Origin of the sequence: Streptomyces sp. NPDC001750, assembly GCF_042892615.1 — a bacterium.
Lineage (GTDB): Bacteria > Actinomycetota > Actinomycetes > Streptomycetales > Streptomycetaceae > Streptomyces.
The window spans coordinates 398,728-415,596 of record NZ_JBIAUE010000001.1 but is presented as its reverse complement, the minus strand read 5'-3'; the positions used below and the strand labels follow the sequence as shown (position 1 = coordinate 415,596).

Genomic DNA, 16,869 nt, shown 5'->3' with positions numbered 1-16,869 from the left:
TGATCGGCTGAAGGGCCGGCGGCATCCGGCCGGTCCCTGGGCACGACGCCGCCCCGTCTCACCCGATCGGACCCGTCGGCCGGCCGGGGAACGCCCGGCCGGACCGCCGCGGCCCCGAAATTCCCGTCCTTTGCGCCCGGCCCCATTCCCGTGACGCGTTCCCTGCCGCCCTCCCCGGCTTCTGCGACGATTCGGGACGGAGGGGGTGAATGACCCGGAAGGCAATGAGGCGCAGAGAAGGGAACGGTATGTGCGGGATCATCGGATACGTCGGTGGGCAGTCGGCGCAGGACGTCGTCGTCGCGGGGCTGAAGCGTCTTGAATACCGGGGCTACGACTCGGCGGGCGTCGCCGTGCTCGCGGACGGCGGGCTGGCCGCGGCGAAGCGGGCGGGCAAGCTCGTCAACCTGGAGAAGGCCCTGGCCGAGGCGCCCCTTCCGGCCGGCACCACCGGGATCGGGCACACCCGCTGGGCCACCCATGGAGCGCCCACCGACGCGAACGCGCACCCGCACCTGGACAACGCGGGCCGGGTCGCGGTCGTGCACAACGGGATCATCGAGAACTTCGCCCGGCTGCGCGCCGAACTCGCCGAGCGCGGCCACGACCTGGCGTCCGAGACCGACACCGAGGTCGTCGCCCACCTCCTGGCCGAGGAGTTCTCGTCCTGCGCGGACCTGGCGGAGGCGATGCGGCAGGTGTGCCGGCGGCTCGAGGGTGCGTTCACCCTCGTCGCCGTGCACGCGGACGCGCTGGACACGGTGGTCGGGGCCCGGCGCAACTCGCCGCTCGTCGTGGGGGTGGGGGCGGACGAGGCGTTCCTGGCCTCCGACGTGGCCGCGTTCATCGCGCACACCCGCTCCGCGATCGAGCTGGGCCAGGACCAGGTGGTGGAGCTGCGCCGCGACGGCGTCACCGTCACCGATCTCGACGGCAGGCCCGCGACCGTCCGCGAGTACCACGTGGACTGGGACGTGTCCGCCGCCGAGAAGGGCGGTCACGCCTCCTTCATGCTCAAGGAGATCGCCGAACAGCCCCGGGCCGTCGCCGACACGCTCCTCGGGCGGATCGACGGCGCGGGCGCCCTCCACCTCGACGAGGTGCGGATCGCGCCCCACGAGCTGCGGGAGGTCGACAAGGTCGTGGTCGTCGCCTGCGGCACCGCGTTCCACGCCGGGATGATCGCCAAGTACGCCGTCGAGCACTGGACCCGGATCCCCTGCGAGACCGAGCTGGCCAGCGAGTTCCGCTATCGCGACCCGATCCTCGACCACCGCACCCTCGTCATCGCGATCTCCCAGTCCGGCGAGACCATGGACACCCTGATGGCCGTACGCCACGCCCGCGAACAGGGCGCGAAGGTCCTCGCCATCTGCAACACGAACGGCTCCACCATCCCCCGCGAGTCCGACGCCGTGCTCTACACGCACGCCGGACCCGAGGTCGCCGTCGCCTCCACGAAGGCGTTCCTCACCCAGCTCGTCGCCTGCTACCTCGTCGCCCTCTACCTGGGGCAGAACTGCGGCACCAAGGGGGGCGACGAGATCCGTACCGTGATCCGTCAGCTCTCCGAGATGTCCGGGGCGGTCGCCCGCGTCCTGGGGACCATGGAACCGGTCCGGGCGCTGGCCCGGTCCCTCGCCGACCACGACACCGTCCTCTTCCTGGGCCGCCACGTCGGCTACCCGGTCGCCCTCGAAGGCGCGCTCAAGCTCAAGGAACTCGCGTACATGCATGCCGAGGGCTTCGCCGCCGGCGAGCTCAAGCACGGGCCGATCGCGCTCGTCGAGGACGGTCTGCCGGTCGTCGTGGTCGTGCCCTCGCCCCGCGGCCGGTCGGTGCTGCACGACAAGATCGTGTCGAACATCCAGGAGATCCGGGCCCGTGGCGCCCGCACCGTCGTCATCGCCGAGGAGGGCGACGAATCGGTCGTTCCCTACGCCGACCACCTCATCAGGATCCCGGCAACGCCTACGCTGCTTCAGCCGCTGGTCTCGACCGTGCCGTTGCAGGTCTTCGCCTGCGAACTCGCGACGGCCCGCGGCAACGACGTGGACCAGCCGCGCAATCTGGCGAAGTCCGTGACCGTGGAGTAGCGCGCCGGCCCGCCGGCGCGCGTGCACACCAGCGAGCGAGTGATGAGGAACGCCTGTGATCATCGGGGTGGGGATCGACGTGGCCGAGATCGAACGGTTCGACGCGGCGCTGAAGCGCACGCCGCACCTGGCCGACCGGCTCTTCCTGGAACGGGAACGGCTGCTGCCCAGCGGCGAGCGGCGCGGCATCGCCTCGCTCGCCGCGCGGTTCGCCGCCAAGGAGGCCATCGCCAAGGCGCTCGGCGCGCCGGCCGGACTGCTGTGGACGGACGCCGAGGTCTATGTCGAGGACAGCGGGCAGCCCCGGCTGCGGGTCCGCGGCACGGTCGCCGCGCGCGCCGCCGAGCTGGGCGTGCGGCACTGGCACGTGTCGCTCAGTCACGACGCGGGAGTGGCGTCGGCCGTGGTGATCGCGGAGGGTTGAACCATGCGTACCGCCTACAGCGTGGAGACCGTACGGGCCGCCGAGCGCGCCCTGATGGACCGACTGCCCGAGGGCGCCCTGATGCAGCGCGCCGCGGCGGGGCTCGCGGCGGCCTGTGCCGACGTGCTGCGACGGCGCGGACGGGTGTACGGGGCGCGGGTCGTCCTGCTCGTCGGCAGTGGGGACAACGGGGGTGACGCGTTGTACGCCGGTGCGCGGCTGGCCCGCCGGGGCGCCGGGGTGCGCGCCGTGCTCACCTCGCCGGGCCGCGCGCACGCGGGCGGAGCCGCCGCACTGGTCGCGGCGGGCGGACGCGTGGTGGAGCCGGGCACGGCACCGGGCGAGGGCGCGGGACCGGACGGCCCGCCGACGGCCGCCGCCTGGGGCGGGCACGTCGACCTCGTCGTGGACGGGATCACCGGCATCGGCGGACACGGCGGTCTGCGACCGGACGCCGCCGCACTGGTCCGGGCCTTCACGGCGACCGGCGCGGCCGTCGTCGCCGTCGACCTGCCCAGCGGGGTCGAGGCCGACACCGGCGAGGTGCTCGGCGACGCCGTGCGCGCCGACGCGACCGTGACCTTCGGCACGTACAAACCGGGCCTCCTCGTCGACCCGGCCGCCGAACGCGCGGGCGCACTGCACCTCGTCGACATCGGGCTCGGGCCCGAACTGCCGGACGTGCCCGACCTGGAGGCGTTGCAGTACGCGGACCTCGCCGCGCTGCTGCCGGTGCCCGCGAACGAGAGCGACAAGTACCGGCGGGGCGTCGTCGGGATCGTCGCGGGTTCGGCCCGGTACCCGGGGGCCGCGGTGCTGGCCGTCTCGGGGGCGCTGCGCGGCGGCGCCGGGGCGGTGCGGTACGTCGGTCCGGGCAGCGGCGCGGTGATCGCCCGTCACCCGGAGACCCTGGTCCACGCCGGCCCGCCGTCGAAGGCGGGGCAGGTGCAGGCGTGGGTGGTGGGACCCGGGCTCGGTGACGGCGCGGAGGCCGCCGAAGCGGTCGGCGACGTGCTGGCGGCGGACGTCCCGGTGCTCGTCGACGCGGACGGGCTGCGACTGCTCGACCGCGACGCCGTGCGGGCGCGCACCGCGCCGACCGTCCTCACCCCGCACGCGGGCGAGGCCGCCGCCCTGCTCGGCGTCCCCCGCGAGGAGGTGGAGGCCGGCCGGCTCGCCGCCGTACGGGAACTGGCCGAGCGTCACCGGGCCACGGTCCTGCTGAAGGGGTCGACGACCCTGGTCGCCACCGCCGACCGGAACGTCCCCGTACGGGTCAATCCGACCGGCACCTCCTGGCTGGCCACGGCCGGCAGCGGCGATGTCCTCTCCGGGCTGACTGGCTCCCTGCTGGCGGCGGGCCTCGTCCCGCGCGACGCCGCGTCCGCCGGTGCCTACCTGCACGGTCTCGCCGCCCGGTACGCCGCCGACGGTTCGCCGGTCGCCGCCCAGGACGTCGCGGAGGCGATCCCGGCGGCGTGGCGGGACGTACGGGCCTGAGTGATCCTGGGCACAGGCCACGACGGGCCCCGGGCACGGGCCACGACGGCAGCGCGCAAGCGTGACGGGGCGCGCGGGCACGGGGCGACACGCGCCGACAGGAGGGCCGGCCATGGGCAGGAGCAGCGACAGAAGCGGCAACGTACGCGTACGCCGGGTGTACGACCCGCCGGAGGACGGCGACGGCACCCGCGTCCTCGTCGACCGGCTCTGGCCGCGCGGCGTGGCCAAGGACCGGGCCGGGATCGACAAGTGGTTCAAGGACGTCACGCCGTCGAAGGAACTGCGCTCCTGGTACCACGAGGACCGCACCGGCGCCCGTTACGACGGCTTCGTCGACCGCTACCGGGCCGAACTGGCCGACCCCGTCCACACGGCGGCCGTCGGCGAACTGGTGGACCTGGTCCGCGGGGGCGGCCCGGTGACCCTGGTCACGGCGGTCAAGGACGTACCGCACAGCCACGTCCCGGTCCTCGTCGACCACTTGGAGCACGAGCTGCGCCATCACTGAGACGGGCTCCCCGGCGGACCGGACGGTCCGGGGCGGGCCGGTCCCGGGCCCCTTCCGGCCGTGCACGGAAAAGGCACAACACGTGCCTCTGAGAGACTGGGGCACGATGAACGAGACAGCGTCCTTGAGAGCCCGAGCCGAGATCGACCTCGCCGCACTGCGCGCGAACGTGCGTGAACTGCGCGCACGGGTGGGCGGAGCGCACCTCATGGCGGTTGTGAAAGCCGACGCTTACGGGCACGGGGCCGTGCCCTGCGCCCGGGCCGCGCTGGAGGCCGGGGCGACCTGGCTGGGCACCGCGACACCGCGCGAGGCGCTGGAGCTGCGGGCAGCCGGGCTCGGCGGCCGGGTGATGTGCTGGCTGTGGACGCCGGGCGGGCCCTGGCGCGAGGCGATCGAGGCCGACATCGACGTGTCGGTGAGCGGGATGTGGGCGCTGCGCGAGGTCGTCGCCGCGGCCGAGGAGGCCGGGGTTCCGGCCCGGGTCCAGCTCAAGGCCGACACCGGGCTCGGCCGCAACGGCTGCCAGCCCGCCGACTGGTCCGAGCTGGTCTCCGCCGCCCGCGCCGCCGAGGAGGCCGGCACCCTCCGGGTCACCGGCCTCTGGTCCCACTTCGCCTGCGCCGACGAACCCGGCCACCCCTCCATCGCCCGGCAGCTGAACGCGTTCCGGGACATGGTCGCGTACGCGGAGAAGGAGGGGATCGACCCCGAGGTCCGGCACATGGCCAACTCCCCGGCGACGCTGACCCTCCCCGAGACCCACTTCGATCTCGTACGGCCCGGGATCGCGATGTACGGCCTCTCGCCCAGCCCCGAACTGGGCACCCCGGCCGACTTCGGGCTGCGCCCCGTCATGACGCTCACCGCATCGGTCGCCCTGGTCAAGCACGCGCCGGCCGGTCACGGGATCAGCTACGGGCACCTCTACACGACCTCGCGGGAGACCACCCTGGGCCTGGTGCCGCTCGGTTACGCGGACGGCATCCCGCGCCACGCCTCCGGCCGCGGGCCCGTTCTGGTCGGCGGTGTACAGCGGCGGATCGCGGGCAGGGTGGCCATGGACCAGTTCGTCGTCGACCTCGACGGGGACGTGGTCGAGGTGGGCGACGAGGCCGTCCTCTTCGGCCCGGGGGACCGCGGCGAGCCGACCGCCGAGGACTGGGCCCGGGCCGCCGACACGATCGCGTACGAGATCGTCACCCGGATCGGGTCCCGGGTGCCCCGGATCCACCTGCAGGGGACCGCGGCCGGCTCCTGACCGGCCGGGCGCCCCTGACCAGCATGGTCCGGCGGCCCGGAGCGGTCGGTCCGGTCCGCGCCGGAGCCGACGGGCGACCCGCACGACGGGCACGACGGACACGACCGACGAGGAGCGCGGCACGGTGAGCGAGATCAGCGCGGCGGACGCGGTGACCGCGGCGGACGCGGTCACGACGGTCGGCTGGCGACGGGCCGGGATCGCCGGGGCCGCCATAGGCGTGCTCGCGGCGGGCGCGGCGGCCGGTGTCGCGGTCGAGCGGCTGACCGTGGGGCGCGGCATGCGCAGAAGGGCCCGGCTGGCGCTGGACGCGTCGGGTCCGTACGGCTCGCTGCGCGGGCTGCCGGGCCGGGCCGTCGCAGACGACGGCACCGAGCTGTACTACGAGGTCGACGAGGTCGATCCGGACGGCGCGGCGCCCTGGCACGAGAGCGACGAGACCGACACCGACGCCGGTGATGCCGACACCGGCACCGGCGTCGCCGGTACCGCGCGCGCCACCGGCTCCCGTACCGCCGGAAACGGTCCCCGCCGCCGCAGACTCTTCGGCCGCAAGGAGCCCGCGCCCGTCACGATCGTGTTCAGCCACGGCTACTGCCTCAACCAGGACTCCTGGCACTTCCAGCGGGCGGCGTTGCGCGGGCTGGTCCGTACCGTCCACTGGGACCAGCGCAGTCACGGCCGTTCGGAGCGGGGCCGCGCCCAGGCGGACGGGGTGACGGTCGGCATCGACCAGCTCGGGCGGGACCTGAAGGCGGTCATCGACGCGGCCGCACCCGAGGGCAGGCTGGTGCTGGTCGGGCACTCGATGGGCGGCATGACGATGATGGCGCTCGCCGAGCAGTACCCCCGGCTCGTCCGGGACCGGGTGGCCGCCGTCGCATTCGTCGGCACATCGAGCGGAAAGCTCGACGAGGTCAGTTTCGGGCTGCCGCTCGCGGGCGTGAACGCGGTGCGGCGGGTGCTGCCCGGGGTGCTCAGGGCGCTCGGCTCGCAGGCGGAGCTGGTGGAACGCGGCCGTCGGGCGACCGCCGACCTGTTCGCCGGGCTGATCAAGCGGTACTCCTTCGGTTCGCGGGACGTCGACCCCGCGGTGGAACGGTTCGCCGAGCGGCTCATCGAGTCCACCCCGATCGACGTCGTCGCCGAGTTCTACCCGGCCTTCACCGAACACGACAAGAGCCACGTCCTGCCCGCGTTCCGCGAAGTCCCGGTGCTGGTCCTGGCGGGCGACAAGGACCTGGTGACGCCCAGTTCGCACAGCGAGACCATCGCCGACCAGCTGCCGGAGGCGGAGCTGGTCATTGTGCCGGACGGCGGCCATCTGGTGATGCTGGAGCACCCGGAGACGGTCACGGACCGGCTGGCCGACCTGCTGGCGCGCGTGGGCGCGGTCGCCCGCAAGAGCTAACGGCCTCGCCTACGATTGGCAGTGGGAGAAGGAGCGGCGTCTGGGGCCTTCGAATCCAAGGCGGAGGAGGGAGTCGGATGGGGTCTCCCCTGCTCGAACGCAGCTGAGAGCTTGGGGAAGGGGCGTCGGGGACTGACGGCAACGCCGGAGGCGGAGGTCCCAGACACCGTGACGCCGCTGACAATCGTGGGCGAGGCCGTAACGTTGGCGGACATGGAAGCACCGCACAACAGCCCGCTGACGGACGCGCCGCGCGGCGCCGTGACGGACGAGCCACCGGGCGGCCCGGCGACGGAGGCGTCGCACAGCGGCCCGGCGACCGGGGCGGGCGAGGACGCCGGCCCGGACACCGTCACGGTCGGCCTGGCCGTCGACTCACCCGAACAGATGCAGGCCCTGGGCCGCCGGCTCGCCCGTGTGCTGCGCCCCGGCGACCTCGTGATGCTCACCGGCGAGCTCGGCGCCGGGAAGACGACGCTGACCCGGGGGCTCGGCGAGGGCCTCGGCGTGCGCGGCGCCGTCACGTCCCCCACCTTCGTGATCGCCCGCGTCCACCCGTCCCTGACCGGCGGCCCCGCGCTGGTCCACGTCGATGCGTACCGGCTGGGCGGTGGGCTCGACGAGATGGAGGACCTGGACCTCGACGTGTCGCTGCCGGAGTCGGTGGTGGTCGTGGAGTGGGGCGACGGCAAGGTCGAGGAGCTGTCGCAGGACCGGCTGCGGGTGCTCATCCATCGCACGGTCGGCGACACGGACGACGAGCGGCGCTCGGTGACGCTGGTCGGCGTCGGAGCGCGCTGGGCCGGACTGCGCGAGGCCCTGGAGGGCTGACGGGCGGGCCGCGCGAGGGTCGTGCGGGCCGATGGAGCCGGGCCGCGCGAGGCCCCGAGGACGGGTGGGAACGGACTGCGGGGGCCGTGCCCGACCCCGTGCACACTTTCCGACAGTGTGTCGGCAAATTGTTGCGTCGGGCGGGGAGGGCGTGGTCACATGGATGGTGAGAGCAGGTTAGGTCTACCTCACCAGGCCTGCCATCGGAGCCTCAGGAGGCATCCATGACGACGCCCGCCGAACGCGAAGTGCCGCCGCCGTCGATGAGCGACCTGCTGGCGGCCTGCGCGGCGGCGACGGCGGTCTCGACGCCGCCCCCGCCGTCCGACGACCGCGACGCGGACACCGCCGCGCCCGCGCCCGAGCCCTCCGCCGATGCCGCCCCGGACTCCGGGACCGACGCCGAGGCGGACTCCGGCACCGGCAACGGCGCCGCTCCCGTGCCCGAACGCCGGGCGGGCTGACCGCGGCCGGAAGGGACTGACGCGCGGCGGCGGCCCCGCCTAAAGTGTCGTGAGCCGCTCGGGGAACTCACGCATACGCGTGTGTAGCACGCCGTGGCGGCCATGAGGGGGAGGCCGGGAATGGGTGCACGGCAGGGCTGGTCGTCGGACGGGCTGCGGCTCGACGCGGGACGGATCGCCGAGGCGTACGAGCGCGTCAGACCGGACCTGGTGCGCGACCCGCTCCTCGTCGCCGACGCCGCCGCGTACGACGTCGGCGTGGACGCTCTCGACAAGCGGATGAGCGCGCCGCCGCAGGACCTCACGGCCGACACCTTCTGGGGCTGGCTGAACGGCGCCGACCAGTACCGGTGGGCGGGCCTGCGGGTGCTCGCCGAGGCGTACGCCACCTCCGGGACCGAACACCGGACGGGGCGCGTCGTCGTGCCCGAGGGGGCGATGAGGATCGCCCGCGGCGACGTGCGCGTCGACGGGGACCTGGTCCTGGAGGACCAGGCGATGGTGCTGGTGCTCGGCACGCTCACCGTCACCGGCTCCCTCATCGCCCTGCCGGACTACACGATGGTCGCCGCCGCCGAGGTCGTCTGCCGCGACGGGGTCTCGGCGGGCGAGGTCCTCGCCCTGGGCGCCGTCCGCTGCCCGGGGACGCTCTACCTCGCCCACGGCGACCACTCCTGCCGTGCGCCGCTCTGCGCGGGCGGGACCCTCGTCGACTTCGAACGGGACAACGCGTTCGGCGCGGTCGACGTCGCCGAACGGATCACCGACTGGGACTTCGCCGCCGCGGCGCGTGCCCTGGGCCTGCCGGAGGACGTGGACGACCTGCGGGAGGCGTACGCGGCGAGGCTGCTCGGCTCCTGACCGTCCGGCACCGGTTCGGGCACCGGTCACCGCCCCCGCGCCGGGCGCGGGGGCCCGTACGGCGCGCTCAGGGGCCGTCGGCCGCCGCGGCGGCGGTGCTCAGGGAACCACGACCACCGAGGTGCGGTTCCAGGCGAAGTTCCACATCGCGTCCCCGTCGGCCCGGGACATCCGCACGCCGCCCGTCTTCAGCGAGGGGTCCGGGCTCTTCATCGAGCCGTCCACCGCCGCGCTGAAGCCGACGGTCACCCCGTCCACCAGCGCGAAGCGCACCACGTGCTCGATCATCACGCCGTCCGAACCCTTGGTGGGGGGCTCGCTGCGGCTCGTCACCCGGTACGTCCCCGGGGCGGGGTTCAGCGCGCTCGGCACGACCTCGAAGGTCCTGAGCACCTTGTCGTTCTCGTCGACGAGCCACACCCGGCGGTCGGCCAGCGCGTACACCGTCCGCTTGCCGGTCCCGGAGCCGGCGGGGACCGCGGGCGGGGCCTCCTTCTCCTTCTCCGGCTTCGCGGGGGCGGTGGCCGTGGCGGACGCCTTCGGCTTCGGAACCGCGACGGAGTCGGGCGCGTTCGCCGATGCCTGGTACGCCAGGAAACCGACCGCGGCGAGGGCCGCGGCGGTGAGCCCGGCCACGATTCCCGAGCTGCCCCTAGCCACCGTGCGCGCCCCTTTCGCCTTCGTTCACAGCACAAGCGTTTGTCGTACAAGCGTTTACGTCGTTAGGTCGTACTCGCGTGTGCACGGTGACGGTAGCAGCCGGGCCCGGCCCCGCCCGTCCCGCCGGGACGCCGGGCCGGGGCGCGGTGCCCCGTCCGGCGGAGCCGTAGGCTGTTTGCGTGCTCTTGCTCGCCTTGGATACCGCCACCCCCGCCGTCACCGTCGCCCTGCACGACGGGACCTCCGTCGTCGCCGAGTACGGACAGGTAGACGCCCGAAGGCACGGGGAGCTGCTGTTGCCCGCCGTCGACCGGGTCCTCGCCGAGGCCGGTACGAAACTCGACGCCGTGACGGACCTCGTCGTGGGCGTCGGCCCCGGCCCGTACACCGGGCTGCGGGTCGGTCTGGTCACGGCCGCGACCTTCGGGTCCGTCCTCTCCGTGCCCGTGCACGGGCTGTGCACCCTGGACGGTCTCGCGTACGCCGCCGGGCGGGCCGGTCTGGAGGGCCCGTTCGCCGTCGCGACGGACGCGCGCCGCAAGGAGGTCTACTGGGCGCGGTACGAGGACTTCCGCACGCGGGTCACGGAACCCGCCGTCGACCGCCCCGCCGACATCGCCGGGGCGCTGGCCGGGCTTCCCGTCGTGGGCGCGGGCGCCGTCCTCTACCCGGAGGCGTTCCCGGACGCCCGGGGCCCCGAGCACGTCGGCGCGGGCGCGTTGGCCGCCCTCGCCGCCGAGCGCCTCGCCGCGGGCGCGGAACTGCTGCCGCCCCGGCCGCTCTACCTGCGCAGGCCCGACGCCCAGGTGCCGAAGAACTACAAGGTGGTCACCCCGAAGTGACGAGCACGAGCACGACCGCCGTGCTGCGCGAGATGCGCTGGTGGGACATCGGCCCGGTGCTGGAGCTGGAAGCCGAGCTGTTCCCGGACGACGCCTGGTCGGCCGGGATGTTCTGGTCCGAGCTGGCGCACGCGCGAGGCCCCGGCGCCACCCGCCACTACGTCGTCGCCGAGGACCCGGTCACCGGCCGGGTCGTCGGCTACGCCGGACTCGCCGCGGCCGGAGACCTCGCCGACGTGCAGACCATCGGCGTCACCCGCGACCATTGGGGCGGCGGCCTCGGTTCCGCGCTCCTCACCGACCTGCTCAAGCACGCCACGGCCTTCGAGTGCGCCGAGGTGCTGCTCGAAGTCCGCGTCGACAACACCCGGGCGCAGAAGCTGTACGAACGCTTCGGCTTCGAGCCCATCGGCTTCCGCCGCGGCTACTACCAGCCGGGCAACGTCGACGCGCTCGTCATGCGCCTGCGCGTGCACGAGGAGGCGCACCAGGACGTGGACGCGCACGCGGACGCGCAGGAAGACGTAACAAGAGCCCGTACCGGAAACTGGAACTGACTGATGGCTGACGAACCGCTCGTACTCGGCATCGAGACCTCCTGCGACGAGACCGGTGTCGGCATCGTCCGGGGCACGACCCTGCTCGCCGACGCCGTCGCCTCCAGCGTCGACACGCACGCCCGCTTCGGCGGCGTCGTCCCGGAGATCGCGTCCCGGGCGCACCTGGAGGCGATGGTCCCCACCATCGAGCGCGCCCTGAAGGAGGCCGGGATCAGCGCCCGCGACCTCGACGGGATCTCCGTGACCGCGGGTCCCGGACTCGCGGGCGCGCTGCTGGTCGGCGTGTCGGCGGCGAAGGCGTACGCGTACGCGCTGGGCAAGCCGCTCTACGGGGTGAACCACCTGGCCTCGCACATCTGCGTCGACCAGCTGGAGCACGGACCGCTGCCCGAGCCGACGATGGCGCTGCTGGTCAGCGGCGGCCACTCCTCGCTGCTCCTGGCCCCGGACATCACCAGCGACGTGCGTCCGCTGGGGGCGACCATCGACGACGCGGCGGGCGAGGCGTTCGACAAGATCGCCCGGGTGCTGGACCTCGGCTTCCCCGGCGGCCCGGTCATCGACCGGCTCGCGCGGGAGGGCGACCCGGCGGCGATCGCGTTCCCGCGCGGACTGACCGGTTCGCGCGACCCCGCGTACGACTTCTCCTTCTCCGGCCTGAAGACCTCGGTGGCCCGCTGGGTCGAGGCCAAGCGGGCGGCGGGCGAGGAGGTGCCGGTACGGGACGTGGCGGCGTCCTTCCAGGAGGCCGTGGTGGACGTGCTCACCCGCAAGGCCGTCCGGGCCTGCAAGGACGAGGGCGTCGACCATCTGATGATCGGCGGCGGCGTCGCGGCCAACTCGCGGCTGCGGGCGCTGGCCGAGGAGCGGTGCGAACGGGCCGGCGTCCGGCTGCGGGTGCCCCGGCCGGGGCTGTGCACGGACAACGGGGCGATGGTCGCGGCGCTGGGCGCGGAGATGGTGGCCCGGGGACGGGCCGCCTCGGACCTGGAGCTGTCCGCGGACTCGTCGCTGCCGGTGACGGACGCCCATGTGCCTGGTGCCCACGCGCACCATCACGGCCACGACCACGTGCACGAGATCAGCAAGGAAAACCTCTACTCATGACCGGTACGACCGTCGCGCTGATGTGGGAGGCCCGCGCCGTCACCGGCCGGGGCGCCGAACTGCTGGAGTGGGCGCGCGCCCGCGCGGCCGAACTGGCCCGCGAGCCGCTGCGGCGCGAGGTGCTGCGCGCCCCGCAGGACCGGGTCCTGGTCATCACGTGGTGGGACGCGGCCTACGGTGACGCGCTGCCCGAACTCCCTTCACCGGCGGCCGATCTGGTGACCCGTCCGGTGCACCGCTGGCGCTTCGAGTCGCTGGAGGCGGTGGAGTCCGCCGACCGGGCGGGCTTTGGCCGAGAGCCTGTCGGGTGACCTCCGGCCGGGCGGCCACGCCCTGGCACGCACGCTTCCGGCGTTGCCGGGATGTCCTGGTAGCGCCGCTACAGGACATCCCGGCGCCTTGGAGTCGCACGCACCATGTCGCGTCCGCTTTCCGGCCGAAGGTCACCCGACGGGCTCTGAGCGGAGCGGCGGGCGGCGGCCCGCGTGGCTCACGGGCGCCGCACCTCGAACTGGAAGCAGCCGTACTCGACGGCGCGGACGTGCACCAGCGCCACCTCCGGGTCGGCGAACGCCTCGTCGAAGGCGCGGTCGAACGCCTTCTCGGCGTTCTCGGGGATTTCGAGGAGACGGCCCCCGACGATGCGTCCCGCGGCGTCGTAGCGGCGGATGGTGCGCAGGGCGCCCGGCCGCACGAACGGGTAGCCGGGGGCGTCCCGCGGCCCCTCGCACGCCTCGGCGTGGATGAACACCGGGCCCGCCTCGTCGTACGCGCCGGGCTCGCCGCCCGTCGCCGAGGCCCAGCGCCGCAGCGGCGCGTACGAGACGAGCGCCACCCGCTCGCCCGGTTCGACGGGCCGCAGACAGCAGCGCAGGGGACTTCCCACACAGTCGAGCGGAACACCGTCCTCGCGCGCGGTGTACGGGCGCGACGGCCGGCCGGAGTCGTCGGTGACGCGGAGTTCCCCGAGCGCGTCGGGGTGGATGGGGAGAGCTGTGTACGCGGTCATGGAACCCAGTCTTGGCGGGCCGCACCCCGGGGCGCTGGCGGAATCGCGACACGCAGGCCCCTCCCGGGCCGACCGGGCGCGCGGGCGGAGGACCGGGCCCGTGCCGCAGGCCGGTTCGGCCGGTTCGCGGCCGGTCAGCCGGTACGGGGCTCGTGGCGGAGCAGCCCTTCGATGATCGCGTCGAGTTCCTCGGCCACCCGGTAGTCCGCGGCGTACTCCCGCCAGCGGTCCTTGAGCGCGGTGAGCCGGGGCAGCGTCGCGGCGTCGTCCTCGCTGATCATCTCGGGGAAGTACCGCATGCTGGGCGGACTCTCGACGCGGCGTTCGGCACGGCGCTCGGCCGCCCTGCGGAAGACCAGGTCGGCGTAGACGTAGCACCAGATCGTCCGGTACGCACGCACCGACCGGGCGGGGGAGAGGCCGCACGCGACGGCGCAGTCGATGATCTCCTCGACCATCCACAGCGCGTTCTTGTCGGTGAGTTCGCCCAGCGCCAGGACGTCCAGCACCCAGGGGACGCGCGCTAGGACGTCGTGCATGTGGACCGCCACGGCGAGCAGCCGCTCGCGCGGGTCCTCGGGCAGCTCGGGGCGGGGGAAGGTGTCCGAGGCGCCCGACAGGGTGAGCATCAGCAGCTCGTCCTTGTCCCGCACGTAGTGGTAGAGCGCCATCGGGGTGGAGCCGAGCTCCTTCGCCACCCGTCGCATGCTCAGGGCGGCGACGCCCTCTTCCTCGATGATCCGGCGCGCGGTGGCGACCATCGCGTCCGGGTCGAGCCTGCGGGGCCGTCCGACCGAACGTTTCCCCGCCGCCCGCTGCCCGCCCGTCGCGTCCTGCCTGCCCGTCGTCCCGCTCGCGCCGGCCGGGGTCGTCCCGTCGGCCGGGGGCTTCCCGCTCGCCGAGCTCTTGCCGCCGGTCTGCGTCTCCTGCCCGTCGGCCGGACTCCTCCCGGTCCTTCGCCGTGCGCCGCCCGTTCGCTTCTTCGCTGTTCCGGGGGCCGTTCCCGGCTCCGGTGTCTCTTCTGTCCCTGGCACCCCGGCATTGTCCCCCGCCCGGGCCCGCCGTGCCCGCACGCGTCCGCCGCCCCCGCCCGCGCCGTGATTATTTTCTATACGCGTATATTAATTAACGGCGGGACGGGAGCACGAACGAGAGGGGACGTCGTGGACGATCGTGGAGACCGGCATGGCCCCTCCGGGCTGCTGAACAGCTCCCGCCAGGTGGGCAGCTCGCTGGGGCTCGCCGTCCTGGTCCCGTCGCCGCCCGGGTCGCCGGCGACGGGCGGCGCCCGGCCGACCTGGCGGCCGGCTACACGGCGGCGTTCTGGGTCTGCGCGAGGCTGCTCGCGGCGGCGGCGCCGGCCGCCCTCCTGCTGCTGCCACGACCGGAACGGACCGCTCCGGTCGTCGCCGGAGAAAATTCCCGGAAGAATTCCGGAGCGGATGTCGATCCGGCCGTCTCCCGTTCGACGCAGGGGTGAGAGGCGGGGAACGGCCCCGCCCCTTCCGACCGAGGAGTCACCATGCCGCGCTTCATGTCGCTGATCCGTCTCGACGAGCAGACCTCCGGGCGTCCGGGCCCGGAGGTCGAGGAGCGGATGAAGGCCCTGTTCGAGGAGATCACCAAGGCCGGGGTCATGCTGGAGACGGCCGGGCTCACCCCGACCTCCGAGGGGACCAGGCTCACCTGGTCCGGTGGCCGGCTCAGCGCCACCGACGGCCCCTTCACCGAGACCAAGGAGGTCGTCGGCGGCTACGCCATCCTCCAGACCAAGGACAAGGCGGAGGCCCTGGAATGGGCCCGGCGGTTCCTGCAGGTGCACCCGGAGGAGTGGAGCATCACCTGCGAGGTCCGTCAGATCGAGGAGCCCCCGGGCGCCTGACCGGTGCCGGTGGCGGTTTTGGTACCGGCACCGGTCGCGGTGCGGGTACCGTCCCCGGTCCCGTCGCCGACCCCGCGTCGGCACCGGGACCGGGACGGCCCGCCGGACTTGCCGCCCGGCCGCCCGGCTGATCGAATGCGGATCGTGACGGTGGGGAGCACGGCGACGGCGATCGAAGCGGTCTTCAGGATCGAGTCCGCGCGGATCGTCGCGGGTGTCACCCGCATCGTGCGGGACGTGGGCATCGCCGAGGAGATCGCACAGGACGCCCTGGTGGCCGCCCTGGAGCAGTGGCCGGACTCGGGCGTCCCGGACCGGCCGGGCGCCTGGCTCATGACCACGGCGAAACGCCGCGCCATCGATCTGGTACGCCGCAAGGAGACCTACGCGCGCAAGCTCGCCGAGGTGGGGCGGGCCCTGGAGGACGTGCCGCCGCCCGAACTCGCGGAAGCCGACGACATCGACGACGACCTGCTCCGGCTGATCTTCACCGCCTGCCATCCGGTGCTCGCCACTCCGGCCCGTGTCGCCCTCACACTGAGGCTGCTCGGCGGACTCACCACCGAGGAGATCGCCCGCGCGTTCCTGGTGCCCGAAGCGACCGTCGCCCAGCGCGTCGTCCGAGCGAAACGGACCCTGGGCCGTGAGGGCGTCCCGTTCGAGGTGCCGTACGGAGCGGACCGCGCCGTACGCCTCGGCTCGGTGCTCGAAGTCATCTACCTGATCTTCAACGAGGGCTACGCGGCGACGGCCGGTGACGACTGGCTGCGTCCGGCGCTGTGCGAGGACGCGCTGCGGCTGGCCCGGGTGCTCGCGGCCCTGACGGAGGACGAGCCCGAGGTCCACGGCCTGGTCGCGCTGCTGGAGCTCCAGGCGTCGCGGGGGACGGCCAGGACCGGACCCGACGGCGCGCCGGTGCTGCTCGCCGACCAGAACCGGGCCCGCTGGGACCAGCTCCTGATCCGGCGCGGCATCGCCGCCCTGGAACGGTCCGTGGCCCTGACACGGGCGGCGGGCACCGGACTCGGCCCGTACGCCGTACAGGCCGCGATCGCCGCGTGCCATGCCGGGGCGACACGGTACGAGGACACGGACTGGGCCACCATCGCGGGCCTCTACGACCGCCTCGCCGCGATCGCGCCGTCGCCGGTCGTCGAGCTGAACCGGGCCGTGGCGGTGTCGAGGGCACGGGGTCCGGAGGCCGGGCTCGCCCTCGTCGACGCCCTCGCCGACGACCGCGCGCTCCGGGACTACCACCTGCTGCCGAGCGTCCGCGGGGACCTGCTGGCCGGCGCGGGCCGTACGGACGAGGCACGCGCGGAGTTCGTACGGGCCGCCGGACTGACCCGCAACGAACGGGAACGCGCGCTGCTGCTCGACCGCGCGGCACGGCTCGACCGATGACGCTCCTGTCCGCGGCGCCCGTTCGGCGCACGGTCGTGCCTGTCCG

Annotated in this window: 18 protein-coding genes; 15 read left to right on the top strand and 3 right to left on the bottom strand. The window is 74.1% G+C overall.

Features of this window, described 5'->3' with window-relative positions; all coding sequences use genetic code 11:
• The first annotated feature begins 248 nt into the window (after positions 1-248).
• The 9 genes from glmS to ACFYY6_RS01760 all read left to right on the top strand — a co-directional run bounded on the left by glmS (position 249) and on the right by ACFYY6_RS01760 (position 9,359).
• Positions 249-2,096, top strand: coding sequence for a glutamine--fructose-6-phosphate transaminase (isomerizing) (gene glmS / locus ACFYY6_RS01800; protein WP_389191257.1), 1,848 nt, complete (start codon positions 249-251; stop codon positions 2,094-2,096).
• A gap of 55 nt (positions 2,097-2,151) precedes the next feature.
• On the top strand, positions 2,152-2,520 hold the full coding sequence (locus ACFYY6_RS01795) for a holo-ACP synthase (RefSeq protein WP_073786857.1): 369 nt from the start codon (positions 2,152-2,154) through the stop codon (positions 2,518-2,520).
• Positions 2,521-2,523: 3 nt separating this feature from the next.
• On the top strand, positions 2,524-4,020 hold the full coding sequence (locus ACFYY6_RS01790; protein WP_351629462.1) for an NAD(P)H-hydrate dehydratase: 1,497 nt from the start codon (positions 2,524-2,526) through the stop codon (positions 4,018-4,020).
• Positions 4,021-4,132: 112 nt separating this feature from the next.
• Positions 4,133-4,531, top strand: coding sequence for a DUF488 family protein (locus ACFYY6_RS01785; protein WP_351519266.1), 399 nt, complete (start codon positions 4,133-4,135; stop codon positions 4,529-4,531).
• Positions 4,532-4,637: 106 nt separating this feature from the next.
• Entirely contained in the window at positions 4,638-5,792 is a 1,155-nt protein-coding gene (alr, locus tag ACFYY6_RS01780) for an alanine racemase (RefSeq protein WP_351629459.1), read from the top strand.
• A gap of 124 nt (positions 5,793-5,916) precedes the next feature.
• Positions 5,917-7,203, top strand: a complete 1,287-nt coding sequence (locus ACFYY6_RS01775) for an alpha/beta fold hydrolase (protein ID WP_389191254.1) — start codon at positions 5,917-5,919, stop codon at positions 7,201-7,203.
• 213 nt (positions 7,204-7,416) lie between these two features.
• Entirely contained in the window at positions 7,417-8,034 is a 618-nt protein-coding gene (gene tsaE / locus ACFYY6_RS01770; RefSeq protein ID WP_351519262.1) for a tRNA (adenosine(37)-N6)-threonylcarbamoyltransferase complex ATPase subunit type 1 TsaE, read from the top strand.
• 224 nt (positions 8,035-8,258) lie between these two features.
• Entirely contained in the window at positions 8,259-8,498 is a 240-nt protein-coding gene (locus tag ACFYY6_RS01765; RefSeq protein WP_351519261.1) for a hypothetical protein, read from the top strand.
• Positions 8,499-8,618: 120 nt separating this feature from the next.
• On the top strand, positions 8,619-9,359 hold the full coding sequence (locus ACFYY6_RS01760) for a hypothetical protein (protein WP_351519260.1): 741 nt from the start codon (positions 8,619-8,621) through the stop codon (positions 9,357-9,359).
• Between the two features lie 99 nt (positions 9,360-9,458).
• On the opposite strand, the gene ACFYY6_RS01755 is transcribed toward ACFYY6_RS01760, so the two are convergent.
• Complete coding sequence (locus ACFYY6_RS01755; protein WP_360117681.1) at positions 9,459-9,995, bottom strand: hypothetical protein; 537 nt, start codon at positions 9,993-9,995, stop codon at positions 9,459-9,461.
• A gap of 203 nt (positions 9,996-10,198) precedes the next feature.
• Here ACFYY6_RS01755 and tsaB point away from each other — a divergent pair, with 203 nt between their 5' ends.
• From tsaB to ACFYY6_RS01735, 4 genes are read left to right on the top strand one after another with little or no spacing between them, the layout of a single operon-like run.
• Complete coding sequence (gene tsaB / locus ACFYY6_RS01750) at positions 10,199-10,861, top strand: tRNA (adenosine(37)-N6)-threonylcarbamoyltransferase complex dimerization subunit type 1 TsaB (RefSeq protein ID WP_351519259.1); 663 nt, start codon at positions 10,199-10,201, stop codon at positions 10,859-10,861.
• A 32-nt stretch (positions 10,862-10,893) separates the two neighbouring features.
• The gene (gene rimI / locus ACFYY6_RS01745; RefSeq protein WP_351519297.1) at positions 10,894-11,418 is read left to right on the top strand and encodes a ribosomal protein S18-alanine N-acetyltransferase; all 525 of its coding nucleotides are present in this window, start codon (positions 10,894-10,896) and stop codon (positions 11,416-11,418) included.
• 3 nt (positions 11,419-11,421) lie between these two features.
• Positions 11,422-12,528, top strand: coding sequence for a tRNA (adenosine(37)-N6)-threonylcarbamoyltransferase complex transferase subunit TsaD (tsaD, locus tag ACFYY6_RS01740; RefSeq protein WP_351519257.1), 1,107 nt, complete (start codon positions 11,422-11,424; stop codon positions 12,526-12,528).
• Positions 12,525-12,839, top strand: coding sequence for a hypothetical protein (locus ACFYY6_RS01735; RefSeq protein ID WP_351519256.1), 315 nt, complete (start codon positions 12,525-12,527; stop codon positions 12,837-12,839). The genes tsaD and ACFYY6_RS01735 overlap by 4 nt, the downstream gene beginning before the upstream one ends.
• A gap of 179 nt (positions 12,840-13,018) precedes the next feature.
• Here the strand turns inward: ACFYY6_RS01735 and ACFYY6_RS01730 are convergent, their stop codons facing one another.
• On the bottom strand, positions 13,019-13,537 hold the full coding sequence (locus ACFYY6_RS01730; RefSeq protein ID WP_351519255.1) for a DUF1203 domain-containing protein: 519 nt from the start codon (positions 13,535-13,537) through the stop codon (positions 13,019-13,021).
• 134 nt (positions 13,538-13,671) lie between these two features.
• Positions 13,672-14,571, bottom strand: coding sequence for a TetR/AcrR family transcriptional regulator (locus ACFYY6_RS01725; RefSeq protein ID WP_351519254.1), 900 nt, complete (start codon positions 14,569-14,571; stop codon positions 13,672-13,674).
• A 488-nt stretch (positions 14,572-15,059) separates the two neighbouring features.
• Between ACFYY6_RS01725 and ACFYY6_RS01720 the strand changes: the two genes are divergently transcribed.
• Positions 15,060-15,419, top strand: coding sequence for a YciI family protein (locus ACFYY6_RS01720; protein ID WP_351629441.1), 360 nt, complete (start codon positions 15,060-15,062; stop codon positions 15,417-15,419).
• Between the two features lie 135 nt (positions 15,420-15,554).
• Positions 15,555-16,823, top strand: coding sequence for an RNA polymerase sigma factor (locus ACFYY6_RS01715; protein ID WP_386608689.1), 1,269 nt, complete (start codon positions 15,555-15,557; stop codon positions 16,821-16,823).
• Positions 16,824-16,869: the final 46 nt, after the last annotated feature.

Coding starts and splice junctions, on each gene's coding strand:
- ACFYY6_RS01715 (WP_386608689.1), top strand. CDS start 15,555: ATGCGGATCGTGACGGTGGGGAGCACGGCGACGGCGATCGAAGCGGTC.
- ACFYY6_RS01760 (WP_351519260.1), top strand. CDS start 8,619: ATGGGTGCACGGCAGGGCTGGTCGTCGGACGGGCTGCGGCTCGACGCG.
- ACFYY6_RS01730 (WP_351519255.1), bottom strand. CDS start 13,537: ATGACCGCGTACACAGCTCTCCCCATCCACCCCGACGCGCTCGGGGAA.
- glmS (WP_389191257.1), top strand. CDS start 249: ATGTGCGGGATCATCGGATACGTCGGTGGGCAGTCGGCGCAGGACGTC.
- ACFYY6_RS01785 (WP_351519266.1), top strand. CDS start 4,133: ATGGGCAGGAGCAGCGACAGAAGCGGCAACGTACGCGTACGCCGGGTG.
- tsaE (WP_351519262.1), top strand. CDS start 7,417: ATGGAAGCACCGCACAACAGCCCGCTGACGGACGCGCCGCGCGGCGCC.
- tsaD (WP_351519257.1), top strand. CDS start 11,422: ATGGCTGACGAACCGCTCGTACTCGGCATCGAGACCTCCTGCGACGAG.
- ACFYY6_RS01735 (WP_351519256.1), top strand. CDS start 12,525: ATGACCGGTACGACCGTCGCGCTGATGTGGGAGGCCCGCGCCGTCACC.
- rimI (WP_351519297.1), top strand. CDS start 10,894: ATGCGCTGGTGGGACATCGGCCCGGTGCTGGAGCTGGAAGCCGAGCTG.
- alr (WP_351629459.1), top strand. CDS start 4,638: ATGAACGAGACAGCGTCCTTGAGAGCCCGAGCCGAGATCGACCTCGCC.
- ACFYY6_RS01790 (WP_351629462.1), top strand. CDS start 2,524: ATGCGTACCGCCTACAGCGTGGAGACCGTACGGGCCGCCGAGCGCGCC.
- ACFYY6_RS01765 (WP_351519261.1), top strand. CDS start 8,259: ATGACGACGCCCGCCGAACGCGAAGTGCCGCCGCCGTCGATGAGCGAC.
- ACFYY6_RS01720 (WP_351629441.1), top strand. CDS start 15,060: ATGCCGCGCTTCATGTCGCTGATCCGTCTCGACGAGCAGACCTCCGGG.